Source organism: Rahnella sp. JUb53 (genome assembly GCF_004346065.1).
Classification (GTDB): Bacteria; Pseudomonadota; Gammaproteobacteria; order Enterobacterales; family Enterobacteriaceae; genus Rahnella; species Rahnella variigena.
Genome location: NZ_SLYT01000015.1, coordinates 25443 through 47789 on the forward strand (window position 1 = coordinate 25443; position 22347 = coordinate 47789).

At 51.3% G+C, this 22347-nt stretch carries 21 protein-coding genes and 3 tRNA genes; 15 read left to right on the forward strand and 9 right to left on the reverse strand.

Going from position 1 to position 22347, the window contains the following annotated elements:
* Positions 1–145 precede the first annotated feature (145 nt).
* The 7 genes from lgt to ptrA all read left to right on the forward strand — a co-directional run bounded on the left by lgt (position 146) and on the right by ptrA (position 7144).
* On the forward strand, positions 146–1015 hold the full coding sequence (gene lgt / locus EC840_RS23650; RefSeq protein ID WP_112288300.1) for a prolipoprotein diacylglyceryl transferase: 870 nt from the start codon (positions 146–148) through the stop codon (positions 1013–1015).
* 6 nt (positions 1016–1021) lie between these two features.
* Positions 1022–1816 carry a thymidylate synthase gene (thyA, locus tag EC840_RS23655; RefSeq protein ID WP_113877596.1) on the forward strand — a complete coding sequence of 265 codons (795 nt, stop codon included), beginning with the start codon at positions 1022–1024 and terminating at the stop codon, positions 1814–1816.
* 249 nt (positions 1817–2065) lie between these two features.
* Positions 2066–2560 (forward strand): prepilin peptidase-dependent protein, encoded by a 495-nt coding sequence (locus EC840_RS23660; RefSeq protein ID WP_341798977.1) that lies wholly within the window; start codon positions 2066–2068, stop codon positions 2558–2560.
* Positions 2551–3138, forward strand: a complete 588-nt coding sequence (locus EC840_RS23665) for a prepilin peptidase-dependent protein (RefSeq protein WP_132967270.1) — start codon at positions 2551–2553, stop codon at positions 3136–3138. Before EC840_RS23660 ends, EC840_RS23665 begins: the two co-directional genes overlap by 10 nt.
* Complete coding sequence (locus EC840_RS23670) at positions 3135–3620, forward strand: YgdB family protein (protein WP_243701118.1); 486 nt, start codon at positions 3135–3137, stop codon at positions 3618–3620. Before EC840_RS23665 ends, EC840_RS23670 begins: the two co-directional genes overlap by 4 nt.
* Complete coding sequence (locus tag EC840_RS23675; RefSeq protein WP_112288304.1) at positions 3613–3957, forward strand: prepilin-type N-terminal cleavage/methylation domain-containing protein; 345 nt, start codon at positions 3613–3615, stop codon at positions 3955–3957. The genes EC840_RS23670 and EC840_RS23675 overlap by 8 nt, the downstream gene beginning before the upstream one ends.
* A 301-nt stretch (positions 3958–4258) precedes the next feature.
* A complete protein-coding gene (ptrA, locus tag EC840_RS23680) occupies positions 4259–7144 on the forward strand; it encodes a pitrilysin (RefSeq protein ID WP_132967272.1) in 2886 nt (961 codons plus the stop codon).
* An 83-nt stretch (positions 7145–7227) separates the two neighbouring features.
* Here the strand turns inward: ptrA and argA are convergent, their stop codons facing one another.
* On the reverse strand, positions 7228–8553 hold the full coding sequence (argA, locus tag EC840_RS23685; RefSeq protein WP_112288305.1) for an amino-acid N-acetyltransferase: 1326 nt from the start codon (positions 8551–8553) through the stop codon (positions 7228–7230).
* Between the two features lie 228 nt (positions 8554–8781).
* Here argA and amiC point away from each other — a divergent pair, with 228 nt between their 5' ends.
* Entirely contained in the window at positions 8782–10032 is a 1251-nt protein-coding gene (gene amiC / locus EC840_RS23690; protein ID WP_132967274.1) for an N-acetylmuramoyl-L-alanine amidase AmiC, read from the forward strand.
* A gap of 114 nt (positions 10033–10146) precedes the next feature.
* Here the strand turns inward: amiC and EC840_RS23695 are convergent.
* The 3 genes from EC840_RS23695 to EC840_RS23705 form a co-directional block, all read right to left on the reverse strand.
* A tRNA-Met gene (locus EC840_RS23695) sits at positions 10147–10223 on the reverse strand.
* Positions 10224–10296: 73 nt separating this feature from the next.
* Positions 10297–10373 (reverse strand) — tRNA-Met (locus EC840_RS23700).
* Positions 10374–10435: 62 nt separating this feature from the next.
* Positions 10436–10512, reverse strand: a tRNA-Met gene (locus EC840_RS23705).
* Between the two features lie 220 nt (positions 10513–10732).
* On the opposite strand from EC840_RS23705, the gene mltA reads away from it, so the two are divergent.
* A complete protein-coding gene (mltA, locus tag EC840_RS23710) occupies positions 10733–11845 on the forward strand; it encodes a murein transglycosylase A (RefSeq protein WP_112288307.1) in 1113 nt (370 codons plus the stop codon).
* A 33-nt stretch (positions 11846–11878) separates the two neighbouring features.
* Positions 11879–12694 carry a tRNA cyclic N6-threonylcarbamoyladenosine(37) synthase TcdA gene (gene tcdA / locus EC840_RS23715; protein WP_112288308.1) on the forward strand — a complete coding sequence of 272 codons (816 nt, stop codon included), beginning with the start codon at positions 11879–11881 and terminating at the stop codon, positions 12692–12694.
* Here the strand turns inward: tcdA and csdE are convergent.
* Together csdE and csdA are read right to left on the reverse strand one after the other, a co-directional pair.
* Positions 12682–13116 carry a cysteine desulfurase sulfur acceptor subunit CsdE gene (gene csdE / locus EC840_RS23720; protein WP_113878230.1) on the reverse strand — a complete coding sequence of 145 codons (435 nt, stop codon included), beginning with the start codon at positions 13114–13116 and terminating at the stop codon, positions 12682–12684. The two genes, tcdA and csdE, sit on opposite strands and share 13 nt — an antisense overlap.
* Positions 13117–13136: 20 nt before the next feature.
* A complete protein-coding gene (csdA, locus tag EC840_RS23725; protein WP_132967275.1) occupies positions 13137–14342 on the reverse strand; it encodes a cysteine desulfurase CsdA in 1206 nt (401 codons plus the stop codon).
* A gap of 188 nt (positions 14343–14530) precedes the next feature.
* On the opposite strand from csdA, the gene EC840_RS23730 reads away from it, so the two are divergent.
* The 4 genes from EC840_RS23730 (at position 14531) to rlmM (ending at position 17754) form a co-directional block, all read left to right on the forward strand.
* A complete protein-coding gene (locus tag EC840_RS23730; RefSeq protein ID WP_112288311.1) occupies positions 14531–14752 on the forward strand; it encodes a YgdI/YgdR family lipoprotein in 222 nt (73 codons plus the stop codon).
* A 492-nt stretch (positions 14753–15244) separates the two neighbouring features.
* Positions 15245–16165, forward strand: a complete 921-nt coding sequence (locus EC840_RS23735; RefSeq protein ID WP_112288312.1) for a transcriptional regulator GcvA — start codon at positions 15245–15247, stop codon at positions 16163–16165.
* 94 nt (positions 16166–16259) lie between these two features.
* Positions 16260–16655, forward strand: a complete 396-nt coding sequence (locus tag EC840_RS23740; protein WP_112288313.1) for a DUF423 domain-containing protein — start codon at positions 16260–16262, stop codon at positions 16653–16655.
* Complete coding sequence (rlmM, locus tag EC840_RS23745) at positions 16648–17754, forward strand: 23S rRNA (cytidine(2498)-2'-O)-methyltransferase RlmM (protein ID WP_113878228.1); 1107 nt, start codon at positions 16648–16650, stop codon at positions 17752–17754. The genes EC840_RS23740 and rlmM overlap by 8 nt, the downstream gene beginning before the upstream one ends.
* Positions 17755–17912: 158 nt before the next feature.
* Here rlmM and xni read toward each other — a convergent pair whose 3' ends face one another.
* From xni to queF, 3 genes are all read right to left on the reverse strand, one after another.
* The gene (gene xni / locus EC840_RS23750; RefSeq protein WP_112288315.1) at positions 17913–18665 is read right to left on the reverse strand and encodes a flap endonuclease Xni; all 753 of its coding nucleotides are present in this window, start codon (positions 18663–18665) and stop codon (positions 17913–17915) included.
* A 77-nt stretch (positions 18666–18742) separates the two neighbouring features.
* The gene (gene ppnN / locus EC840_RS23755) at positions 18743–20107 is read right to left on the reverse strand and encodes a nucleotide 5'-monophosphate nucleosidase PpnN (protein WP_132967277.1); all 1365 of its coding nucleotides are present in this window, start codon (positions 20105–20107) and stop codon (positions 18743–18745) included.
* 170 nt (positions 20108–20277) lie between these two features.
* Entirely contained in the window at positions 20278–21123 is an 846-nt protein-coding gene (gene queF / locus EC840_RS23760) for an NADPH-dependent 7-cyano-7-deazaguanine reductase QueF (protein ID WP_112288317.1), read from the reverse strand.
* A gap of 79 nt (positions 21124–21202) precedes the next feature.
* Here queF and syd point away from each other — a divergent pair, with 79 nt between their 5' ends.
* Positions 21203–21754, forward strand: a complete 552-nt coding sequence (gene syd / locus EC840_RS23765; RefSeq protein WP_112288318.1) for a SecY-interacting protein — start codon at positions 21203–21205, stop codon at positions 21752–21754.
* Positions 21755–22347: the final 593 nt, after the last annotated feature.

Below are 22347 nucleotides of genomic sequence, written 5' to 3' on the forward strand. Positions count from 1 at the left end.
CCTGATCGCACTCTGGCGCGGGATGAGATGATTTTTTACAGAACTTTTCCAGCGGCTTAGCCCCGGAAAACCTTCCGGCTATGCTACTATTCGCTCCCTGCTGGCCCCTGACCGGGCAATAATGATAAACAATTTGTGGTGATAGATGAGCAACAGCTATCTGGCGTTTCCCCAGTTTGATCCGGTGATTTTCTCAATCGGACCGGTATCTCTTCACTGGTACGGACTGATGTATCTGGTCGGTTTTGTCTTCGCAATGTGGCTGGCGGTACGCCGTGCTAACAAGCCAGGCAGCGGCTGGACCAAAGACGAAGTTGAAAACCTGTTGTACGCGGGTTTCCTTGGTGTCTTCCTCGGTGGTCGTATCGGTTACGTATTCTTCTACAATCTGCCTTTGTTCCTCGAAAACCCACTGTATCTTTTCAAAGTGTGGGACGGCGGCATGTCCTTCCACGGCGGCCTGATTGGCGTAATCGTGGTCATGCTGATTTTTGCCCGTCGCACTAAGCGCAACTTCTTCCAGGTTGCCGATTTTATCGCTCCGCTGATCCCGTTTGGTCTGGGCGCGGGTCGTCTTGGTAACTTTATCAATGGCGAGCTCTGGGGCCGCGTGACCACGGATGTGCCATGGGCAATGCTGTTCCCGGGTTCCCGTCAGGAAGATATTGCGATTGCCGCCGCTGACCCGAAATGGCAGCCGCTGCTGAACCAGTACGGCGTGTTGCCGCGCCATCCTTCTCAGCTGTATGAACTGCTGCTCGAAGGTATCGTACTGTTCATCATCCTGAACGTATTTATCCGTAAATCCCGCCCGATGGGCGCGGTATCAGGCTTGTTCCTGATCGGTTATGGCTTATTCCGCATCATCGTTGAACACTTCCGCCAGCCAGATGCACAGCTTGGTTTGTTCGACGGGATCATCAGTATGGGACAGGTGCTGTCCATCCCAATGGTTGTCATTGGCCTGATTATGATGGTCTGGGCATATCGCCGTCCGCAGAAACAATTGTCGTGAGGTAACATGAAACAGTATCTGGATTTAATGCAGAAAGTGCTCGATGAGGGCACCCCTAAAGCCGACCGTACCGGTACGGGCACGTTGTCGATTTTTGGTCATCAGATGCGTTTCAACTTGCAGGAAGGTTTCCCGCTGGTCACGACCAAACGCTGCCATTTACGCTCCATTATTCATGAACTCCTGTGGTTCCTGAAAGGCGAAACTAACATTGCTTATCTGCGTGAAAACAATGTCAGCATCTGGGACGAGTGGGCTGACGAAAACGGCGACCTCGGACCGGTTTACGGCAAGCAATGGCGTGCCTGGGGTGCGGCTGACGGCAAGCAAATCGACCAGCTGGCAAATGTGGTTGAACAGCTGAAGAAAGACCCTGACTCGCGTCGTATTATCGTGTCTGCATGGAACGTGGGCGAACTGGATAAGATGGCGCTGGCACCTTGCCACGCTTTCTTCCAGTTCTATGTGGCCGACGGTAAATTGTCCTGCCAGCTGTACCAGCGCTCATGCGATATCTTCCTCGGCTTGCCGTTCAATATCGCCAGCTACGCACTGCTGGTGCATATGATGGCGCAACAATGCGACCTTGAAGTGGGTGATTTTGTCTGGACGGGTGGCGATACGCACCTGTACAGCAACCACATGGAACAGACGCATCTGCAACTGAGCCGTGAACCTCGTGCGTTGCCAAAACTTGTTATTAAACGCAAACCGGCCTCCTTGTTTGATTACAACTTCGAAGATTTCGAGATTGAAGGGTACGATCCGCACCCTGCAATCAAGGCACCTGTCGCTATCTGATCCTTCGTTGCATGCCGCCTGACACTTGCGTCAGGCGGTCATTCCCCCCTTATCCTGCTTTCCAGTTGCTCCACTTTTTACGCCTTTTCCTGACAATTTCTATCCCGATTTATATCCCGGTGCTATCCCTGCGAGACATCACGCAACTTTTTTGTCGCGTGGATTTCGTTGCATCGAAAGTCCTCACGACATCCTGGAAAAAATGACTCTGCCAGTGGCAGAAAAAATCTAAATGCCTATTTTGGCCGCATGAAAACATTTGAGCGGGCAGGGGAAGAGGGAATGTCGCTGATTGAAATGATGGTTGTCGTGGCTCTGGTCGCCATGTGTACGTTGTGGGGGATCCACAGCTGGCGCAATTACCAGCAGGCATTAAAGCTTGAGCAATCTGCTCAGCAACTGCGTTTGTATCTTTTCGGGGTGCAGGCAGAAGCCAATAATTACAATCGCTCTGCTGTCTTATGGGGCATTGCCGGCACTGATGGATGCGTGGGAACCGGAACCCCTCCTTCAGGTTGTCATAATGCTGTGGGAAAAATATTCGCCACCCGTGGATCCGGTGTGGAGTTACTTGCTGTCAGCGAAAAAAACATGGGCTTTTACGGCCTGCGTAATGCGGCGCTGGCCGGGCATATCACACTGAAAAATTCAGCGGGAAGTTTGCGGATCGTACTTTCTGTCAGAGGACGGTTGCGTACGTGCAGTGAAGCGCAGCCATTGTTGGGCATCGGCTTATGCCAGTGAGCATACCCCGCTGTCAGGGGTTCACGTTACCAGAAGTCATGATAGCAATGGGGATTGGCAGCATGCTGATGCTCAGTGCCGCACAAATCTATCCGCTGATGCGTCAGAGAAGCCAGAGCCTGGGCCGGCATTATCAGCTCGAGCAACTTTTACGCCAGACTACTTTTGCTATTGGCAAAGATATTCGTCGGGCCGGTTTCTGTAACGGAACCTGTGAGGGCAAATCTGTCATCATCGGCAATGCTGCGGGTGAAGCGGCGAGTTCCTGCATCCTTGTTATCTATGACCTGAACCGTAACGGAAAATGGGATAAGCCCGGGACGGCGGAGTCTGAATACTTTGGTTATCGTTTACGTCAGGGCGGTATTGAGGTTCAGCGCGGGGCAGGTGATTGCAGCAGTTTGGGGTGGGAAAAATTTCTCGACCCTGCTGAAGTCAACGTGACCCGGTTTGTGGTAACCGAGGTAGCAGCAAGTGGCTCCGGCCGCCTGTATTCACTGCAACTTGACGCCAGCTGGAGCAAAAATCCTTTTATCCACCGGCAGGTGACCGAAATGATTGCAGGCCACGTTTTATGACAGCAGCTGAAATGCGCGATTCGGGCAAACAGCAGGGGAGTGCAATGATCCTGAGTATTATGGTGATGATGGGGTTGGGGTTGATCGCCCTAAACTCACTGCAACAGCAACTTTCCGCGGGACTGGCGCTGACATCGAATCAGCATCGTTATGTCATTGCCTGGGAAAATGCAGCATCAGCGTTAGCGTGGGGTATACGCCAGTCATGGAAAGACAGCAGCGAACCTTTCTGGCAGTGCCGGAATGTGGCAGCAGGCATCATCGCTTCAGGCACCGGCAGAGTGTGTGTCCGGCCTTCATTGCGCCAGGATATTTTCCTGTTTCGTGGCGAAGGAAGAATGGCAGAAGGCAATGAATCTGTTATGCAATATCAGCAGGTCAGTGTGAAAAAGCAGGCCAGCGGAGAGGTAATTTTTTCACCCCTGAAACAGGGATGGCTGGATTTTTGCCCTGAGGCTGATGAGCAGTTCTGCAATGAATGAAAGCCGGGCAGAACAACAAGGTTTTAGTCTGACAGAGGCTCTGATTGCAATGTTGTTGCTGTCAGTGTCGATACTTGGACTCCTGAACTACTACCAGTCGCTGACGTACGGGTTTATGCGTCAGTGGCAGGTTCAGCAGGCGTGGGCAGAAGCGCATTCTCAGCTTGAGGCCTATTCAGTGACAGGAAAAGGCACTGAGCCTTTTACCGAAGGTTGGGAATTTCTGCTTACTGGCATTTCAGATGCACAATCCTGCAAGTTAGTCAGTGCTAAGATTCAAACGCCGGCAAAATATCAGGCAATATTGCAGCGCCTGATATGCAATTCCAGTCCCTGAAACGGTGTCCGTCAGCGGCATAACCAAGGACAAAAATACGCTCAAGCCACTTGCAATGGTGAGCTAACAGCTTAGAGTGGTTTAACAGGGTGATTTTTCCCTATTGGAACATTTGGCTTTATGGCTAAAACGTGACGGAACACAGGAAGAAAATCCCAATGCGATTTTTTTCACAACTATCCTGTTTCTGCGGGGTCTGAACAGACTCATCTGCTCAAAACAGCTTGTTGAGGTTCATCTGTTGTTGAACCCTGTATTTATTGCCCGTGTGGCACGTTTATTCGATTTAGGGAGTGTGGCAATGTTAAAACAGGTTACCCGTATTTCCGGGTTACTGTTGTTATTGACCTTTTGGGCCCCTGTTGTTTCAAGTGCAGCCGACTGGCAGCCTTATCCACAAGCTATCAATAAAAGTCAGAACGACCCGCGTCAGTATCAGGCCATCAAACTGGCGAATGATATGACCGTTTTGCTGGTATCTGATCCTCAAGCCCCCAAGTCTCTCGCTGCACTGGCTATTCCTGTCGGATCACTGGAAGATCCCGGTTCCCAATTAGGCCTGGCTCACTATACCGAACACATGTTGCTGATGGGTTCTAAGAAATATCCTCAGCCTGAAAGCCTTTCTGAATTCCTTAAGAAACACGGCGGTAGTCATAACGGCAGCACGGCTTCTTACCGCACGGCCTTTTATCTGGAAGTAGAAAATGACGCTCTGCCGGAGGCCGTTGATCGCCTTTCCGATGCCATTGGCGAGCCTTTACTGGATCCCGCTAATGGCGACCGCGAGCGTAACGCTGTCAACGCTGAGCTGACGATGGCACGCTCCCGAGACGGAATGCGCATGGCGCAGGTTCGCGCAGAGACATTGAACCCTGAGCATCCGGCAGCCCGTTTCGCCGGGGGGAATCTGGATACCCTGAAAGACAAACCCGGCAGCAAGCTGCATGATGAACTGACGGCTTTTTATCACCGCTATTATTCCGCTAACCTGATGGTCGGCGTGATTTACAGTAATAAGTCTTTGCCGGAACTGGCAGAACTGGCCTCAACGACCTTTGGTCAGATAGCCAATCATCACGCGGTGGTTCCGCCAATCACGGTGCCCACGTTAACCGCTGAACAGAAAGGGGAGTTCATCCATTTTGTTCCCGCACAACCCCGCAAAGAATTACGCATTGAATTTGCCATCGATAACAACAGCGCAGATTTTCGCAGTAAAACTGACACCTATATCAGCTATCTGATTGGCAACCGCAGCCCGAATACACTCTCTGACTGGTTACAGAAACAGGGTTATGCTGACGGGATAAGCGCCGGTGCTGATCCGATGGTGAACCGTAATATGGGCGTCTTCAATATCTCGGTTTCCCTGACGGATAAGGGGCTCGCACAGCGTGACACCGTGATTGCCGCTGTATTCAGTTATCTCAATGAGATGCGCGCCAGGGGTATTGAGAAGCCCTATTTTGATGAAATTGCGCACGTGATGGCGCTCGATTTCCGGTATCCGGCATTAACGCGGGATATGGATTACGTCGAATGGCTGGTGGATACCATGCTGCGCGTACCGGTTGAGCACGTTCTCGATTCGCCTTATCTGACAGATCAATACGACCCCAAGGCCATTGGATCCCGTCTGGATGAAATGACGCCGCAAAATGCGCGCTATTGGATAATCAGCCCAAATGAGCCGCACAATAAAATGGCTTACTTCGTGAATGCGCCTTATCAGGTCGATAAAGTACCGCCTCAGACCTATGAGCAATGGAAAACCATCGGGCAAACTATCGCGTTATCACTGCCGGCACTGAATCCCTATATCCCTGAGTCACTCGCGCTGGTGACCAAAGACTCTAAAGCGACAAAACCTGAACTGCTGGTGGACGAAAAAGGTTTACGGGTGTTTTACATGCCCAGCAGATACTTTGCTGACGAGCCAAAAGCCAATGTGACAGTCTCTTTCCGCAACGATCAGGCGCTCAGCACGGCTAAAAATCAGGTGCTGTACGGTCTTACGGATTATCTGACCGGCGTAGCGTTCGATCAACTGAGCTATCAGGCCTCCATCGGTGGGATTACTTTCGGCACATCGCCGGACAATGGCCTGCAATTTACAGCCACAGGTTTTACCGAGTGCCTGCCTGATTTGCTGGCAGCGCTGGTAGACAATTATCCTGACTTCAAACCGACACAGGAACAGCTGGATCAGGCGAAATCCTGGTATCTCGAACGACTGGCTTCAGCAGATAAAGGAAAAGCGTTTGAACTTGCGCTGCAACCTGTTCAGCTGCTTTCCCGCGTGCCTTATACCGAGCGCAGCGAACGAGAAAAACTGGTTTCCGCCATCACCCTTGAAGATGTGAACGCTTACCGTGAACAACTGGTACATCATGCCGCCGTAGAAGTGATGGTTGTCGGTAATATGACTGCCGCTCAGGTTAAAGCCATGTCGCAACAGATCATGCAAAAGCTTGGCGCACACGGAGACAAATGGTGGCGTGGCGAGCAGGCGCAGGTGACTGAGCCGGTTAAAGCCAATATTCAGCGTGTCGGGACCAGTTCGGACTCCGCGCTGGCTGCCGTTTATGTGCCAACAGGCTACGATGAAGTCCAGAGTATGGGATACAGCGCACTGCTCGGGCAGATTATTCAGCCCTGGTTCTACAGCCAGCTGCGTACTCAGGAGCAACTGGGATACGCTGTCTTTGCTTTCCCAATTCCTGTCGGAAAACAGTGGGGGATTGGTTTCCTGCTGCAAAGTAACAGCAAACAACCTGACTATCTGTATCAGCGCTATCTGGCATTTTATCCACAAGCCGAAAAACGCCTGCGTGAAATGAAAGATGCTGAGTTCCTGCAGTACAAGCAGGGGCTGGTCAACGAAATGCAGCAGAATCCGCAAACACTTGATGAAGAAGCCGATCGGTTCGGTAATGATTTCAGTCGCGGAAATGCGCAATTTGATACCAGAGCGAATGTCATCCGCGTGATTGCCGGTCTGACACAAACCCAGCTGGCGGATTACTTCCAGAAAGCGGTGATTAAGCAAGAAGGGCTGGCGATGTTGTCTCAGGTTTCTGGCAATGACAGCAAAATACCGCAATATGCCACACCGGCAGGTTTTAAAACCTGGCCAGATACGTCGACATTGCAGAAAACGCTGGAACCCAAATCTGCTGAATAATTTTGCAGGAACCAGCAGAAAACTAAAAAAGGACGCTTTTGCGTCCTTTTTGTTTTTTATAAGTCACCGTTCAGTACGGAGAGTTACAGCTCAGATATCAGGATTTTTGAACGACGCTGATAGTTGTACATTTCCTGTTTCTGGATCGGCAATACATCTACCTCTGCCGGTTTAAAACCGCGTTCCTGGAACCAGTGAATGCTGCGCGTCGTCAGGACAAATAAACGGTTTAGTCCCATCATTTTTGCCTGGCTGGCAACACGCTGCAGCAGCATCTCACCTCGTGAAGAACTGCGGTAATCCGGATGAACGGCAACGCAGGCCATTTCGCCAATGCCTTCGTCATGGAACGGATAGAGCGCGGCGCAGGCGATGGTCAGATTATCCCGTTCGATAATCGTGAATTTATCGATTTCCATTTCCAGCTGTTCGCGGGAACGACGCACCAGAATGCCCTGTTGCTCCAGAGGGCGGATCAGTTCAAGGATACCGCCGATGTCGTTAATGGTGGCGCGGCGAACCTGTTCAGCGCTCTCCATGACGATTTGCGTACCGATGCCATCGCGGGAGAACAATTCCTGAACCAGCGCACCATCTTCCTGATAACTGATCAGGTGGCTGCGACGAACGCCGCTGCGGCAGGCTTTCACCGCACCACGCAGGAAGCGCACTGTGCCGGAAAGATAATCGCCACTGGATTCCATCTGATCAATCCGTTCCTGCGCGTCATTCGGGAACAATTCGGAAATGATATTACCTTCCTCATTAATGACCCCCTGTGAAGAACAGAAGCCGATCATTTTCTCGGCTTTAAGCTTAATCGCCAGCTGCGTTGCCACTTCTTCTGATGTCAGGTTGAAGCTTTCACCCGTAACGGAAACCGCAACCGGACCTAGCAATACAATGGCATTGCTGTCGAGCTGACGATGAATGGCTTCTTCATCAATACGGCGGATACGGCCGCTGTGGCAGTAATCGATACCGTCATCCACTCCCAGCGGCTGCGCGATAATAAAGTTGCCGCTGACCACGTTGATGTGAGCGCCCTGCAGTGGCGTATTATTCAGGCTCATTGAAAGCCGGGCGGTGATATCAAGCTGTAAAAGGCCGGCTGCCTGCTTAACCAGTTCCAGTGAACGGGCGTCAGTGACGCGGATATTTTTATGGTAAATCGGTTCGTAATTGTGCTCAGAAAGGTTCGCATCAATCTGCGGACGGGCACCATAAACGACCACCAGACGAATACCCAGACTGTGTAACAGGCCGATATCATTGACAATATTACTGAAGTTCTCATGTTCAATGGCTTCACCACCGAGCATGACAACGAATGTTTTGCCACGGTGAGCATTGATATAGGGAACTGAGTGGCGAAATCCCTGAACCAGTTCAGTACTACGTTCCTTCACGGCAAAACCTCGTTTGAATTTTTATTCGTAATTTTTGTATTTTTATTCTTTTGGGGCCGTGTGGCAAGTAAGAAATCTCTGTTTTTGAATTAACACTGATTACAAACAGGCAACAAATTGATAAATCGAATAAATGTTAGGGAATGACATGCGGGATTCGATTCGCTAGAATTCGCAAACTGATTTTTTTATCACCTGTTTTTTACTTTTAGATACTTTTGAGACTGCATGACTGACGATAATCACAATCCCGGACGACGACGCCTTCTTCAAACCGTAGCTGCCTCCTGGATGCTTAGTGTCAGTAAAGTAGGTTTTGCCGCCAGCTCACAGGTTATCGCGGTACGCATCTGGCCTTCCTCGACGTATACCCGCATTACTCTTGAATCCAGCACTCCCTTAAAATATAAGCAGTTTCTGCTTAATGATCCGCCGCGAGTGGTCATTGATATTGAGGGCGTCCACCTGAACAGCGTGCTTAAAGGTCTGGGCGAGAAAGTTCAGCAAAGTGATCCCTATATCCGCCAGGCGCGGGTGGGGCAGTTCGATACCAAAACGGTCCGTATGGTGCTGGAACTCAAGCGGGCCATCAGTCCGCATGTCTTTACGCTTAAACCAGTGGCGGAGTTTCATAACCGTCTGGTTGTCGACCTTTATCCGCAAGAAGGGGAAGTCAGTGTTCAGGACGATCCTCTGCTGGCATTACTGGAAGACTATAACCGCGGGGATGTCGCAAGAACGCTGCCGCCGGAAACCAAGAAAGACGGTAAGGCTGGGCGCAGTCGGCCGCTGGTGATCATGCTCGATCCCGGACATGGCGGCGAAGATCCGGGTGCTATCGGCAAATATAAAACGCGTGAGAAAGACGTGGTGTTGCAGATTGGACGCCGGTTACAGAAGCTCATTACGCGCGAGCCGAATATGAAAGCGTATATGACCCGCAATGAAGACGTATTTATTCCGCTGAAAGTCCGCGTGGCAAAGGCGCGAAAGCTGCGGGCAGATCTGTTTATCTCAATTCATGCGGATGCGTTTACCAGCCGGGCTGCCAAAGGATCGTCGGTGTTTGCGTTATCAACGAAAGGCGCAACCAGTTCAGCGGCACGTTTTCTGGCACAAACGCAGAATGAATCCGACCTGATAGGCGGCGTCAGCAAAAGCGGTGACCGCTATCTCGATCATACGATGTTTGATCTGGTTCAGACTGCGACCATCAGTGATAGCCTGAAATTCGGTAAAGAAGTGCTGACGCGGATGGGTAAGATTAATCATCTGCACAAAAACAAAGTCGATCAGGCTGGATTCGCTGTGCTGAAAGCGCCGGATATTCCTTCGATTCTGGTCGAGACGGCGTTTATCAGTAATATCAATGAAGAGAAAAAACTTCGGACTGCGCATTTTCAGCAGCAGGTGGCGGAGTCCATTCTGGCCGGGATCAAAGCGTACTTTGTTCAGGGCGGGATGTCGGCGAGAGGATGATTCTGTTGTGAGGCGGGAAGTGCGTTCCCGCTGTTTACCGGAATTCAGATACAAAAAAACACCCGTTAAGGTGCCTGATGTTTTACTGCTTAATAATACTGATTTTTAAGTAGTTGGTTGCGGGGGCCGGATTTGAACCGACGACCTTCGGGTTATGAGCCCGACGAGCTACCAGGCTGCTCCACCCCGCGTCCGTCACTACTTGGTACTGCTTTACTTCATCACATTATCCGAACTGAGCATCTTCATACTTCAGTCTCGAATTGGTTGCGGGGGCCGGATTTGAACCGACGACCTTCGGGTTATGAGCCCGACGAGCTACCAGGCTGCTCCACCCCGCGTCCGTATACTGCTTTACTTCATCGTACAATTCAACTGAGCATTTCATACATCGAAATCGAATTGGTTGCGGGGGCCGGATTTGAACCGACGACCTTCGGGTTATGAGCCCGACGAGCTACCAGGCTGCTCCACCCCGCGTCCGATGGAGGCGAACTATACTCCCCATGAGATTTCGTGCAACCCTTTTTTGAATTTATTCAAATAAAGCACTTAGTTGCTGGCTTTTTATCCACAAAATGACCGTTTGAGGCGCAATTTGAGTCAGTACACTTTTTTCGACTGTGACAATTCCTTTCTGACAGGCCGTTTGTTATCGTTTCGCCAGTCATTTCCCTGAATGTAAGAGAGCGCGGCAATAATGAAAGGACGTTGGAGTAAATATCTGCTGGGTGGTCTGGTGATAGCGGTACTGGCGGGATGTTCCTCGCGACCAACCGACCGTGGTCAGCAGTATAAAGATGGTCGCCTGGATAATGCGCTTGAATACGTGAATGAGCCGAATGCGACGGGCAAACCGGTTAATGCGCTGGATTACTCCAATCAGGTTGCCGCAGTTCAGATTGCCTCTTCTTCTTTATACGGTCGTAACAACACGACATTTCAGGCTGTCGAACAATGGTTACGGTCCGGCGCGGATACCCGCAATCTGAGCCAGTACGGCATCAGCGCTTATCAGATGGAAGGTGCTGACAATTTCGGTAACGTTCAGCTGACCGGCTATTACACGCCAGTGGTGCAGGCGCGTTATACGCGTCAGGGTGAATTCCAGTATCCGCTGTACCGTATGCCGCCAAAACGCGGTCGTCTGCCTGACCGTGCCTCGATTTATTCCGGAGCCCTGAGCGATAATTACGTCGTCGCCTGGACCAATTCCCTGATGGATAACTTCATGATGGAAGTGCAGGGCAGCGGGTATGTCGATTACGGCGATGGTCGCCCGTTCATGTTCTTTGGTTATGCCGGCAAGAATGGCCATGCTTACCGCAGTATCGGCAAAGTGCTGATCGACCGTGGTGAAGTAGCGCGCGAAAACATGTCGATGCAGGCTATCCGTCAGTGGGCCGATACACACAGCGCGGCAGAAGTTCGTGAACTGCTGGAGCAAAACCCGTCATTCGTGTTCTTCAAGCCTGAGCCTTTCGCGCCAGTTCGCGGTGCCAGCGGCGTTCCGCTGATTGCCAAAGCGTCGGTAGCGTCTGACCGCTCGCTGATCCCGGCGGGGACAACATTGCTGGCAGAAGTGCCTGAGCTGAATGATAAAGGCAAGTTTACCGGTAAATATCATATGCGCCTGATGGTAGCACTGGATGTCGGCGGGGCGATTAAAGGACAACATTTCGATATGTATCAGGGAATTGGCCCTGACGCCGGACATTCTGCCGGATTTTATAATCACTACGGACGCGTCTGGGTGTTAAAATCAGCGCAGAACGGCAAACCGCTGTTCACGGCCTACGCGCCTTCTAACTAGATTTCGACATAACGCACTGAGGTTTATCTTTTCATGACAGCTACTTATTCCGACGCTTATCAGCAACGTTTTGGCGGAACTGCCCGGCTTTATGGTCAGCAATCGCTGGAGTTGTTCTCGCAGGCGCATGTCTGCGTTATTGGTATCGGCGGAGTGGGCTCATGGGCGGCGGAAGCGCTGGCGCGAACCGGCATTGGCGCGATAACGCTGATTGATATGGATGACGTCTGCGTGACTAACACCAACCGTCAGATTCATGCCTTGCGTGAAAATGTCGGGCAGGCGAAAACAGAAATCATGGCGCAGCGTATTCTGGCGATTAATCCCGAGTGCAAGGTGACCTGTATAGATGATTTTATTACGCCGGATAACGTCGCTGAGATGCTCGACCAGGGTTTCAGCTACGTGATTGATGCTATTGACAGCGTGCGACCTAAAGCTGCTCTGCTGGCTTATTGCCGTCGTTATAAGATCCCGGTGGTAACGACCGGCGGTGCGGGCGGGCAGATCGATCCGACACAGATCGCGGTCGTGGATCTGGCGAAAACTATTCAGGATCCGCTGGCGGCAAAACTGCGTGAGCGTCTGAAAAGTGATTTCAACGTGGTGAAAAACAGCAAAGGTAAGCTCGGAATTGACTGTGTATTTTCCAGCGAACCGCTGATGTATCCGCAGGCAGATGGTTCTGTGTGTGCCTCAAGGGCAACGGCAGAAGGGCCGAAACGGATGGACTGCGCTTCCGGTTTTGGGGCGGCGACGATGGTTACCGCGACGTTTGGCTTTGTCGCGGTATCTCATGTGCTGAAGAAAATGATGGCGAAAGCACAGCGTCAGGCTCAGGCCGCCTGACGGGCAAGAGCGATTACGCCTGCTGCCAGCGCGTTAAGTCCGCTTGCGCGGCTGGTGCTGAGCTGCTCACGCAATCCTAATACATCAAACAACGCCAGCGGATCACGCTTTAAGATCTCGTCTGGCGTTTTGCCTTCTACGGCAGTCAGTAATACGGCCAGCAAACCTTTCACGATCCGACCTTCACTGTCGCCATAAAAATGCATCGTCCCGTTCTCTGATTTTTCCGCACCAAGCCAGACCCGGTTTTCACATCCAGATAGCTCATTCTCAGGTGTTTTCAGCGCCGTATTCAGCGGTGGTAAGGATTTTGCAAGCAGGATTAACTGGCGATAGCGGTCTTCCCACTGACGAAATGACGCGAATTTTTCGGTCAGTGAGGCTTCAGTGATCTCATGGCCGAAAGGATGTGGCGCTGACATGGTATTCCCCAAACAATGAATTAATCGGCTAACAGGTCGAGGGCGTATTTTACCGCCTCGAACAGCCGCGTGACGTCCTGTTCATTATTATACGGCGCAAATGAGGCCCGTAATGTTCCGCTGATGCCCAGAGCGTTCATTAGTGGCTGAGCGCAATGCTGTCCGGCGCGCAAGGCGATCGCCTGTTCGGCCAGCAACGCTACCAAATCACTGTGATGTACACCGGCAATATCGAATGCCAGAACGGACGAATGGTGACAGCGGAAACTGCGGAATCCTTCAATCTTCGCAAGTTGTTCTTCGGCCAGTGCCGCCAGCTGTTGTGCATGTTTTTCCGCTGCGGGCAGATCGACAGTTTTTAACCATTCCAGCGCAGCAGACATCCCGATAACACCGGCAATATTTGGCGTTCCCGCTTCGAAGCGGTGCGGAACAGCCTGCGGTGCGAAATCTGTCATGGAAGCCTGCGTCAGCATTTTCCCGCCGCCCTGCCATGGCGACATACTTTCGAGTAATTCCGTTTTGCCATACAACACGCCGATGCCGGTCGGGCCGTAAAGCTTATGACCCGAGAAAGCATAAAAGTCGATATCGAGGCGTTGTACATCTGGCGGACAATGCACCACACCTTGTGCGCCATCGATAAGCACGGGCGTACCGTTTGCGTGTGCCAGTTCAACGGCGCGGGCAATATCAGGCATTGCGCCCGTCACGTTCGACATTTGCGTCAGCGCCAGCAGGCGTGTCTTGTTGCTCAGCAGGCGGGGAAGGGCGTCTATATCGGGTATGCCTTGTTTATCCACCGGCAGCGTGACGACGTGCGCCTGACATTGCTGTGCCACCATCAGCCACGGAATAAGGTTCGCGTGATGTTCTGCCTGACTGACAATAATCTCATCACCCGGTTGCAGTCGTGGGCGCAGCCAGCTTTGTGCCACCAGATTGATAGATTCCGTGGTTCCCCGCGTCCAGACGATATTTTCGCTACGTGGCGCATTAATCCATTGTGCGATCTGCGCTCTGGTCTGCTCGTATTGTTCTGTCAGGGTTTGCGCCGCACGATGTTGGCTGCGGTGAACGGTAGCGCCTTCCTGAGAGTAGAAATTCACGGTGGCGTCGATCACTGCCTGCGGCTTCAGTGCGGTGGCTGCACTGTCGAGATAGCATTGTCCCTGAGACAGTGCTGGAAAGTGCTGGCGGAAAACGGCGGGGTTAAAGTCTTTCATACCAATTCAGATCCTTCAGCCTGAGTTAAAAATTGCAGGTTTTTTGTAACACAAGCCGCTTATTCATTTTAGGAATGGTTACCTGGAAATTTATCAGAAGTTTGTTATGCTGAATTACGTTAACTAAATACATTAGCCTGGAAGTTTAACCAGGAGTTTTAAGCATTTTAATCTGCAAGGAGTCTATGATGAAGAAGATCGCCGCCGTAATTTCAGCCGCACTGCTGACCACAACACTTGCCGCCTGTTCAAGCAACTACGTGATGCATACCAACGATGGTCGTACCATTGTTGCTGATGGCAAACCTAGCACGGACAATGATACCGGTATGATCAGTTATACCGATGCGTATGGCAACAAGCAGCAGATCAATAAATCTGAAATCAAAGAAATGGCAGAAGGGAATTAATCCCTCAGGTGACCTCCCCGATTGTATGAATCCGGGGTAACCTCACGTTCTGCTCTATGACAAAACCGGCTCTTCTTGCGATGAGGCCGGTTTTGCCACATTATGCGCCCGCATTCCTGTCTCTTTGCCCTAAACTCTTAGCCCCATACTGTTTGCCCCAGATACAGGCAAAAAAAAGCACCGCAAATAGCGGTGCTGAAAAATCACTTTGGACAGACAGGGTAATGTACAGGAAGTGAAAAGTTTGTAGCATTCAAGCTACGTGTCTGGATTGCCAGACAATTGCAAACACAACATCACAACCACAAGCCAAAAGTATTTCAGCATCCTCATACCAATCTACTTTTCGTTCCGGCTCAGGAAGTGGCGCCACTATAGGTTTTTGCCTGTACATCCTCAACGGACAAATTATAATGTCTCGGATTAAAAAAACTAATATCTAAATCCGCGGACAGGCGCTCCGCTTACCGGCGAATAAGAAGTATCCATTCTATGTCAAAACGTTTACCGCCTTTGAATTCTCTGCGGGTATTTGATGCCGCAGCGCGCCACCTTAGTTTTACTAAGGCTGCCGAGGAATTGTTCGTCACGCAGGCCGCTGTTAGCCACCAGATTAAGTCACTTGAGGACTTTTTAGGGTTAAAACTGTTTCGCAGGCGTAATCGCTCATTGTTACTGACCGAAGAAGGGCAGAGCTATTATCTGGATATTAAGGAGATATTCTCATCCCTGAATGAGGCGACGAGAAAACTCCAGGCACGCAGCGCGAAAGGCGCTCTGACGGTAAGTTTGCCGCCGAGCTTTGCGATTCAGTGGCTGGTGCCAAGATTGTCTGGCTTTAACTCAGCTTATCCGGGCATCGATGTGCGCATTCAGGCTGTGGATCGCGAAGAAGACAAATTATCCGACGATGTCGACGTGGCGATTTTCCACGGCCGGGGCAACTGGCCGGGGCTGCGGGCCGAGCGTTTATATGCTGAGTATTTACTTCCGGTTTGTTCTCCTTCTTTACTGATGAGCGATAATCCGCTGAAGGAACCGGCAGATTTAAGCCACCACACTTTGCTGCATGATGCTTCCCGCCGCGACTGGCTGGCCTACACCAAACAGCTCGGGTTACAGCAAATCAATGTCCAGCAGGGGCCCATTTTCAGCCATAGCGCGATGGTGGTTCAGGCCGCCGTCCACGGGCAAGGTATTGCGCTGGTGAATAATGTCATGGCGCAGACTGAAATTGAGGCCGGACGTCTGGTCTGCCCGTTCAGCGAAGTTTTGATCAGTAAAAATGCTTTTTATCTGGTTTGTCATGACAGTCAGGCAGAACTGGGTAAAATAGCCGCCTTTCGTCAGTGGATCCTCGCGCGTGCAGCCAGCGAGCAGGAAAAACTGCGCTTTCGTTTCGATCAGGCATGAAGCCGGATCGCCTGGGAGAGAAAGTCCAGGGTCTGCTTATCAGACTGATTACTTGGGATTTTCATCGGCTAATAACGATAACAGGTAACGCACAATGACCAGTCGTTCAATGTTGATCTTCGCCGCAATCAGCGGCTTTATCTACGTCGCTTTCGGTGCCTTTGGCGCACACGTGTTGAGTCAGTCGCTCGGCGAAGCAGAAATGGCGTGGGTTCACACCGGATTAACGTATCAAAGTATTCATACGCTGGCGGTGATGATTTTAGGTGTTGCGATGCAGCGCCAGCGTAATGTGTGGTTCTACTGGAGCAGCGCCTTTTTAGCGCTGGGAACCGTGTTGTTCAGCGGCAGCCTTTATTGTCTGGCGCTGTCGCATCTCCGTTTATTCGTTTTTGTAACTCCGATTGGCGGTACCTTATTCCTGGTCGGTTGGATTTTGATGTTGATCGGCGCACTGCGCCTGAAGAAAAAGGCCGAACGCCATGAATAAAGTTGCTCTCTACTGCCGTCAGGGTTTTGAAAAAGAATGCGCAGCAGAAATTACCGACAAAGCCGCAAAGATGGAAATCTTCGGTTTTGCCCGCGTTAAAGAAAACAGCGGATATGTGTTGTTTGAATGCTATCAGCCAGATGATGCTGACAAGATTGCGAAGAATTTGCCTTTCCGCGAACTGATTTTTGCCCGTCAGTTAATCGTGGTCGGCGAATTGCTGAAAGATTTGCCGCCGGAAGACCGTGTTTCTCCGATCGTCGGCATGGTTCAGAATGTGATCACCAACGGCGGTGAGCTTCGCGTCGAAGTGCCGGACACCAATGAAAGCAAAGAGCTGACTAAGTTCTGTCGCAAACTGACGGTGCCGCTGCGTTCAGCGATGCGTGAACGCAAAGTGCTGGGTAAGAAAGAGAATGCGCTGCGCCCTGTGGTACATGTGTTCTTTATTGCGCCGGGCTGCTGCTACGTCGGGTATTCCTACAGCAACAACAATTCACCCTTCTATATGGGTATTCCGCGCCTCAAGTTCCCGTCTGAAGCGCCAAGCCGCTCGACGCTGAAACTGGAAGAAGCCTTCCACGTCTTTATTCCGGCGGATGAGTGGGATGAACGTCTGGCGAGCGGCATGTACGCGGTCGATTTAGGCGCGTGTCCGGGCGGCTGGACGTATCAGCTGACACAACGCAGCATGATGGTCACGGCTATCGACAACGGTCCGATGGCGCCGAGCCTGATGGAAACTGGCCAGGTTATTCATCTGCGCGAAGACGGCTTCCGCTATAAATCCACCAGTACCAAAAACTACTGGCTGGTCTGTGACATGGTAGAGAAACCGGCGAAAGTGGCTGCACTGATGTGTGACTGGCTGGTCAACGGCTGGTGTCGCGAGGCGATTTTCAACCTGAAGTTACCGATGAAAAAGCGTTACGAAGAAGTGTCTAATATTCTTGAGCGCATCGATGAACGTCTGAAAGAAAATGGCGTGAACGCGGAGATCTTCGCGAAACAGCTTTATCATGACCGCGAAGAAGTTACCGTGCATATTCGCCGTTTCTGGTCGGCTATTGGCGGGCGTCGCGATGAGCGTGATCGCTGATACTCGTCATACTTTGAACTGCAGGGGCGTTGGCTGCGTGCGTTCGCCCGAATCACTTACCTGAGTAAGCTCATCGGGTCTCTCTTACTTGCCGCCTGCCTGCAATTCAAATTATTTAGAGTATCCTTCCTGAGCGCTTCTCTTTGAGAAGCGCTTTTTTATGGCAGGCGCAGTTGCTGTAAGTTGCCGTCCAGCGCGACGTCGGTTTGCAGCGTTGAAACCCGTTTGCAGATATAAGCCTGTTCACGGTGTTCCTCCAGCTTCTTACGCCACTTTTCCGGCACACCTTCCAGATTATCGTAAAGTTCATCCAGCGAGCCGGTTTGCGTCAATAATGTCACCGCTGTCTTCGGACCAATGCCCGGAACACCTGGAATTTTACTGCTGCTGATCCCCGCCAGACCCCAGTAATCGGTGAGTTGCTGCGGCAGAACGCCAAAGGTTTCCTGCACAAAAGGCATATCCAGCCAGCGTTTTTGGAAATAATCGCGGATCTGAACATTTGGTGCCAGCAGCTGGCAGTATCCTTTATCGGTTGAAACGATAGTGACCTGATGACCGCCAGACGATACTTTTGCCGCCAGCGTGGCAGCCAGGTCATCCGCTTCATTGCCCGCAGAATGCCAGCAGGCGATGCCTTGTGCCTCGAAACCGGCTTTCAGGCTGGGCATTTCTGCAAACAGATTGTCCGGCATCGGTGTGCGTCCGGCTTTGTAATCAGGCAGGCTCTGATGACGCCAGCTGTCGGCGCGGTCATCTTCGTCAAATACGGCAACGGCGTGCGTGGGCTGAGTATGCTGAATCAACTGGCCGATGGCATTCTGGCAGGTAACAAGACAAGGCGAGCCCTGAACTGCGTGAATTCGGCGGATCAGGTTCAGGGCGTCGATAATAAGCAGATGTATTGCCATGATAATCTCCATAATAAAGGCGACTTACGTCGCCCTTAGATCTGCTTTAGAAGTGTGCTTGCCGTGTGATCGGTCGGTCAGGCACAAATCTCATAACAAGGAATGTAAGCGCTGCCCGGCAATTTCATGCGGTGCTGTGCGACGAACCCTTGCAGCAGACTGTCCATTTTTTTCATTAATGCCGGATCACCATGCAGTTTGAAGCGACCATGTTGCTCGATGGCGTGGATCCCAAACTCTTTCACGTTACCGGCCACAATACCGGAGAAGGCGCGGCGCAATGCGGCGGCCAGTTCCTGTGGTGGCTGGTTTGGATAAAGGTTCAGGTTCGCCATGTTTTCATGGTTTGGTTCGAACGGATGCTGTAAATCAGGCGCAATACGAATCGACCAGTTAAAGCTGTAAGCATCGCCGCTGTTCCGGCGGTTTTCTTTCACCAGCGGCATCGCGCGTTTCATCTGACGGGCCACTTCTGTCGGATCGTCGATAATGATGGTGTAGAACTTACAGGCTTCTTCGCCCAGCGTTTCTTTAATGAAAGCATCGAGAACGTGGAAGTAATCGGCGCTTTCTTTCGGACCGGTCAGGATCAGCGGGAGAACCTGATCGTTGTTTTCCGGATCCATCAGGATCCCCAGCAGATACAGCAATTCTTCTGCGGTGCCGACGCCGCCAGGGAAAATAATGATCCCGTGGGCAATGCGAACAAATGCCTCAAGCCGTTTTTCAATATCAGGCATGATGATCAGTTCGTTGACCAGCGGATTAGGCGGCTCAGCGGCAATAATTGAAGGTTCTGTCATGCCGATAAAGCGGCCTGATTTGTAACGCTGTTGTGCGTGACCGACGGCGGCACCTTTCATTGGCGCTTCCATCGCACCCGGGCCACAGCCGGTGCAAATGTTCAGTTCGCGCAAACCCAGCTGGCTGCCGACGTTGCGGGCGTACTGGTATTCGATTTCATTAATAGAGTGGCCGCCCCAGCACACGACCATGTTTGGATCTTCATCCAGATGCAGGGCGCGGGCGTTGCGTAAGATAGAAAACACCAGATTGGTCAGGTGCGCTGAATTTTCGGTATTCAGGTGCTGAAAACGACCAGCGTTATCAATTTGCCCGCTGACGAAGAGAATATCGCGCAGCACGGCAAACAGGTTTGCCTGTAATGAACGGATAATCCGGCCATCCACAAACGCGTCTTCCGGCGGGTTCACCAGTTCCAGTTTCACACCGCGCTCTCTGCGCAATACATTGATATCAAAGCTTTCGTAACGATCGAGAAGTTCTTTACTGCTGTCAGTCTGACTGCCGCTGTTAAGGACGGCCAGTGAACAATTTCGGAAAAGGCGATAGAGGTCGCTGCTCGCCGTGCGTTTGAGCATGTCGACTTCCAGCTGCGACAACAAATCCATTGAGCCTAACGGGCTGATATGTGTAATCAAAGTTGCTCCTTGACACCAACGGGTGCAGTGATTCTTTCTGCTACCTGATTGCGGCGCATGATTTTTCGGATCATGTTTTTTGCGCCGTATGCAATTTAACAGTAACCCTGTCATCAGGCTTTTACCAATGCTCACAGAGCGTTAGCTCAGTTCTTGAGCAACGTCTCGCATTATTGTCTGACAAGTCTCGCTGTTGCAGGTTCAAACGGGAAGTTGGATCTCCACGGATTGATATCCAGCCCGCCGCGACGAGTGTAGCGGGCGTACACGGCGAGTTTTTCCGGCTGGCAGAAACGCAGCAGATCGTTGAAGATCCGTTCGACGCATTGTTCGTGGAATTCGTTGTGATGACGGAAAGACACCAGATAGCGCAGCAGGGCTTCGCGGTCGATTTTCGGGCCACGATACCGGATTTGCACGGAACCCCAGTCGGGCTGATGGGTAATCAGACAGTTTGATTTCAGCAGATGACTCACCAGAGATTCTTCAACGATTTCTTCACCTTTGGCGCTGGCCAGATAATCAGTGCTGAATTCGTAGTTGTCGATTTCAATATCCTGCTCATCAATACAGATACCGTCGAAACGTCCTACCGGCGTGCCTTCAATTTCAGACAGGCGGCTGACCGTTACGGTCACGTCACCTTGCGCACAGGCGCTCAGGTCACGGGTTAAGGTTTTCTGCACTGTTTCCCAGTCGGGGAAGACGGTCTGATTAAAACTGTTCAGATAGAGTTTGAAACTTTTGGATTCAATCAGGTTCTGACTATTAGCATTCAGGCTGATTTCGCCCACAGCAACCTGTGGCAATCCCTTCGCGTTGAGCCAGGACAGTTCATATAGCGTCCAGATATCTGCGCCATGAAACGGTAAGTTATCCGGATACAAGCCCAGCGGCTCACGGTTCATGCTGCGCGGAACGGCCTGTAATAAAGACGCATCGTAATGGTCAACGTAAGCCGTACTTTTGCCCAGCGTCAGTTGCGCCAGAGCGGGGTTATCCTGATATGAGGACATGCTGTCACCTTGCTTAGAGATCGGTACAATAGAGAATAGTCACCAGTTTAACCCAGCCTTAGCGGAAGATGAGAGAATTATGGAGTCTGAAGTTTCAGTAGCATTGCGTGAATTTACTCAGCGTTTTGTCGATCTCTGGCAACAGGAAACCGGCATGCCGCCTGCCAGTGAAGCCCTGTTTGGAGTAGCTTCGCCGTGCGTGGTGAAGACGGAAGAAGGCAAAGTCTACTGGCTGACTCAGACGTTCAGCCCGCAGGCGACCCTGGAAAATGTCGAACGCGCGATGGAATTACAACTGCGCCCGGAGGCGCATGCGTTTTATACCACGCAGTTTGCCGGAGACATGACCGCCAGCTGGCAGGGCAATGCGCTGACACTGTTGCAGGTCTGGAGCCCGGAAGATTTCACCCGTTTGCAGGAGAATTTGATTGGTCATCTGGTGACGCAAAAGCGTCTGAAGCTGTCGCCAACGATTTTTCTGGCGACCACAGATTCCGAGCTGGATCTGGTTTCGCTGTGTAATGTGACCGGGAATGTTGTGCTGGAGCAATTCGGCAGTAAAAAAAGAACTATACTCTCGCCATCGTTGTCAGAATTCCTTACAATGCTGACCGCTGTTTACCCCGCCTGATTTTATTGTCGATGTACCCCATCCCGCAGAGCACAAATGGCTCACAAGCGTGTGAGAGATCTCTCACAAAGACTGTAAGAGATCTCGCTAATTTGACTTAACTATCTCACGACAAAAATCCATATAACAACCAATATCAATAAGTTAACTCACTTATTGTTTGTAAGAAGGCTTACCTTCCCTGTTTTTGGCTTACAGCCTGTCTTGTCCGGAAGGGCAAAATCAACGATTCTAGTCGTGCACCAAGGAAGCATGAGACAGAACATCAGGATGATGGCTGAATCATTAAAGAAGGGGACGGCTCAGGAAGAGTCAGGACGGCATCGGATTATGCCAGGATGTTTCAGGACGAAACCAGGGACACCTCCAGGACGGAGAAGAGAGCTCACAAAGGAAGCTGAGCGGGTCACAGATGACCAAGGGATATCAGTCAGGATGACTTAGGACAGACCGTCAGGATGAAAGTTGGACGATGCGAAGGACAGCCGGTTAGGATAACCGCAGGAAAAGTTTTCAGGGATTGAGCAGGGAGCACTTAGGTAGCTGGATTGCTATAAAACGAACCGGGGGCACTGTGTAAACAGTGCCCCCAA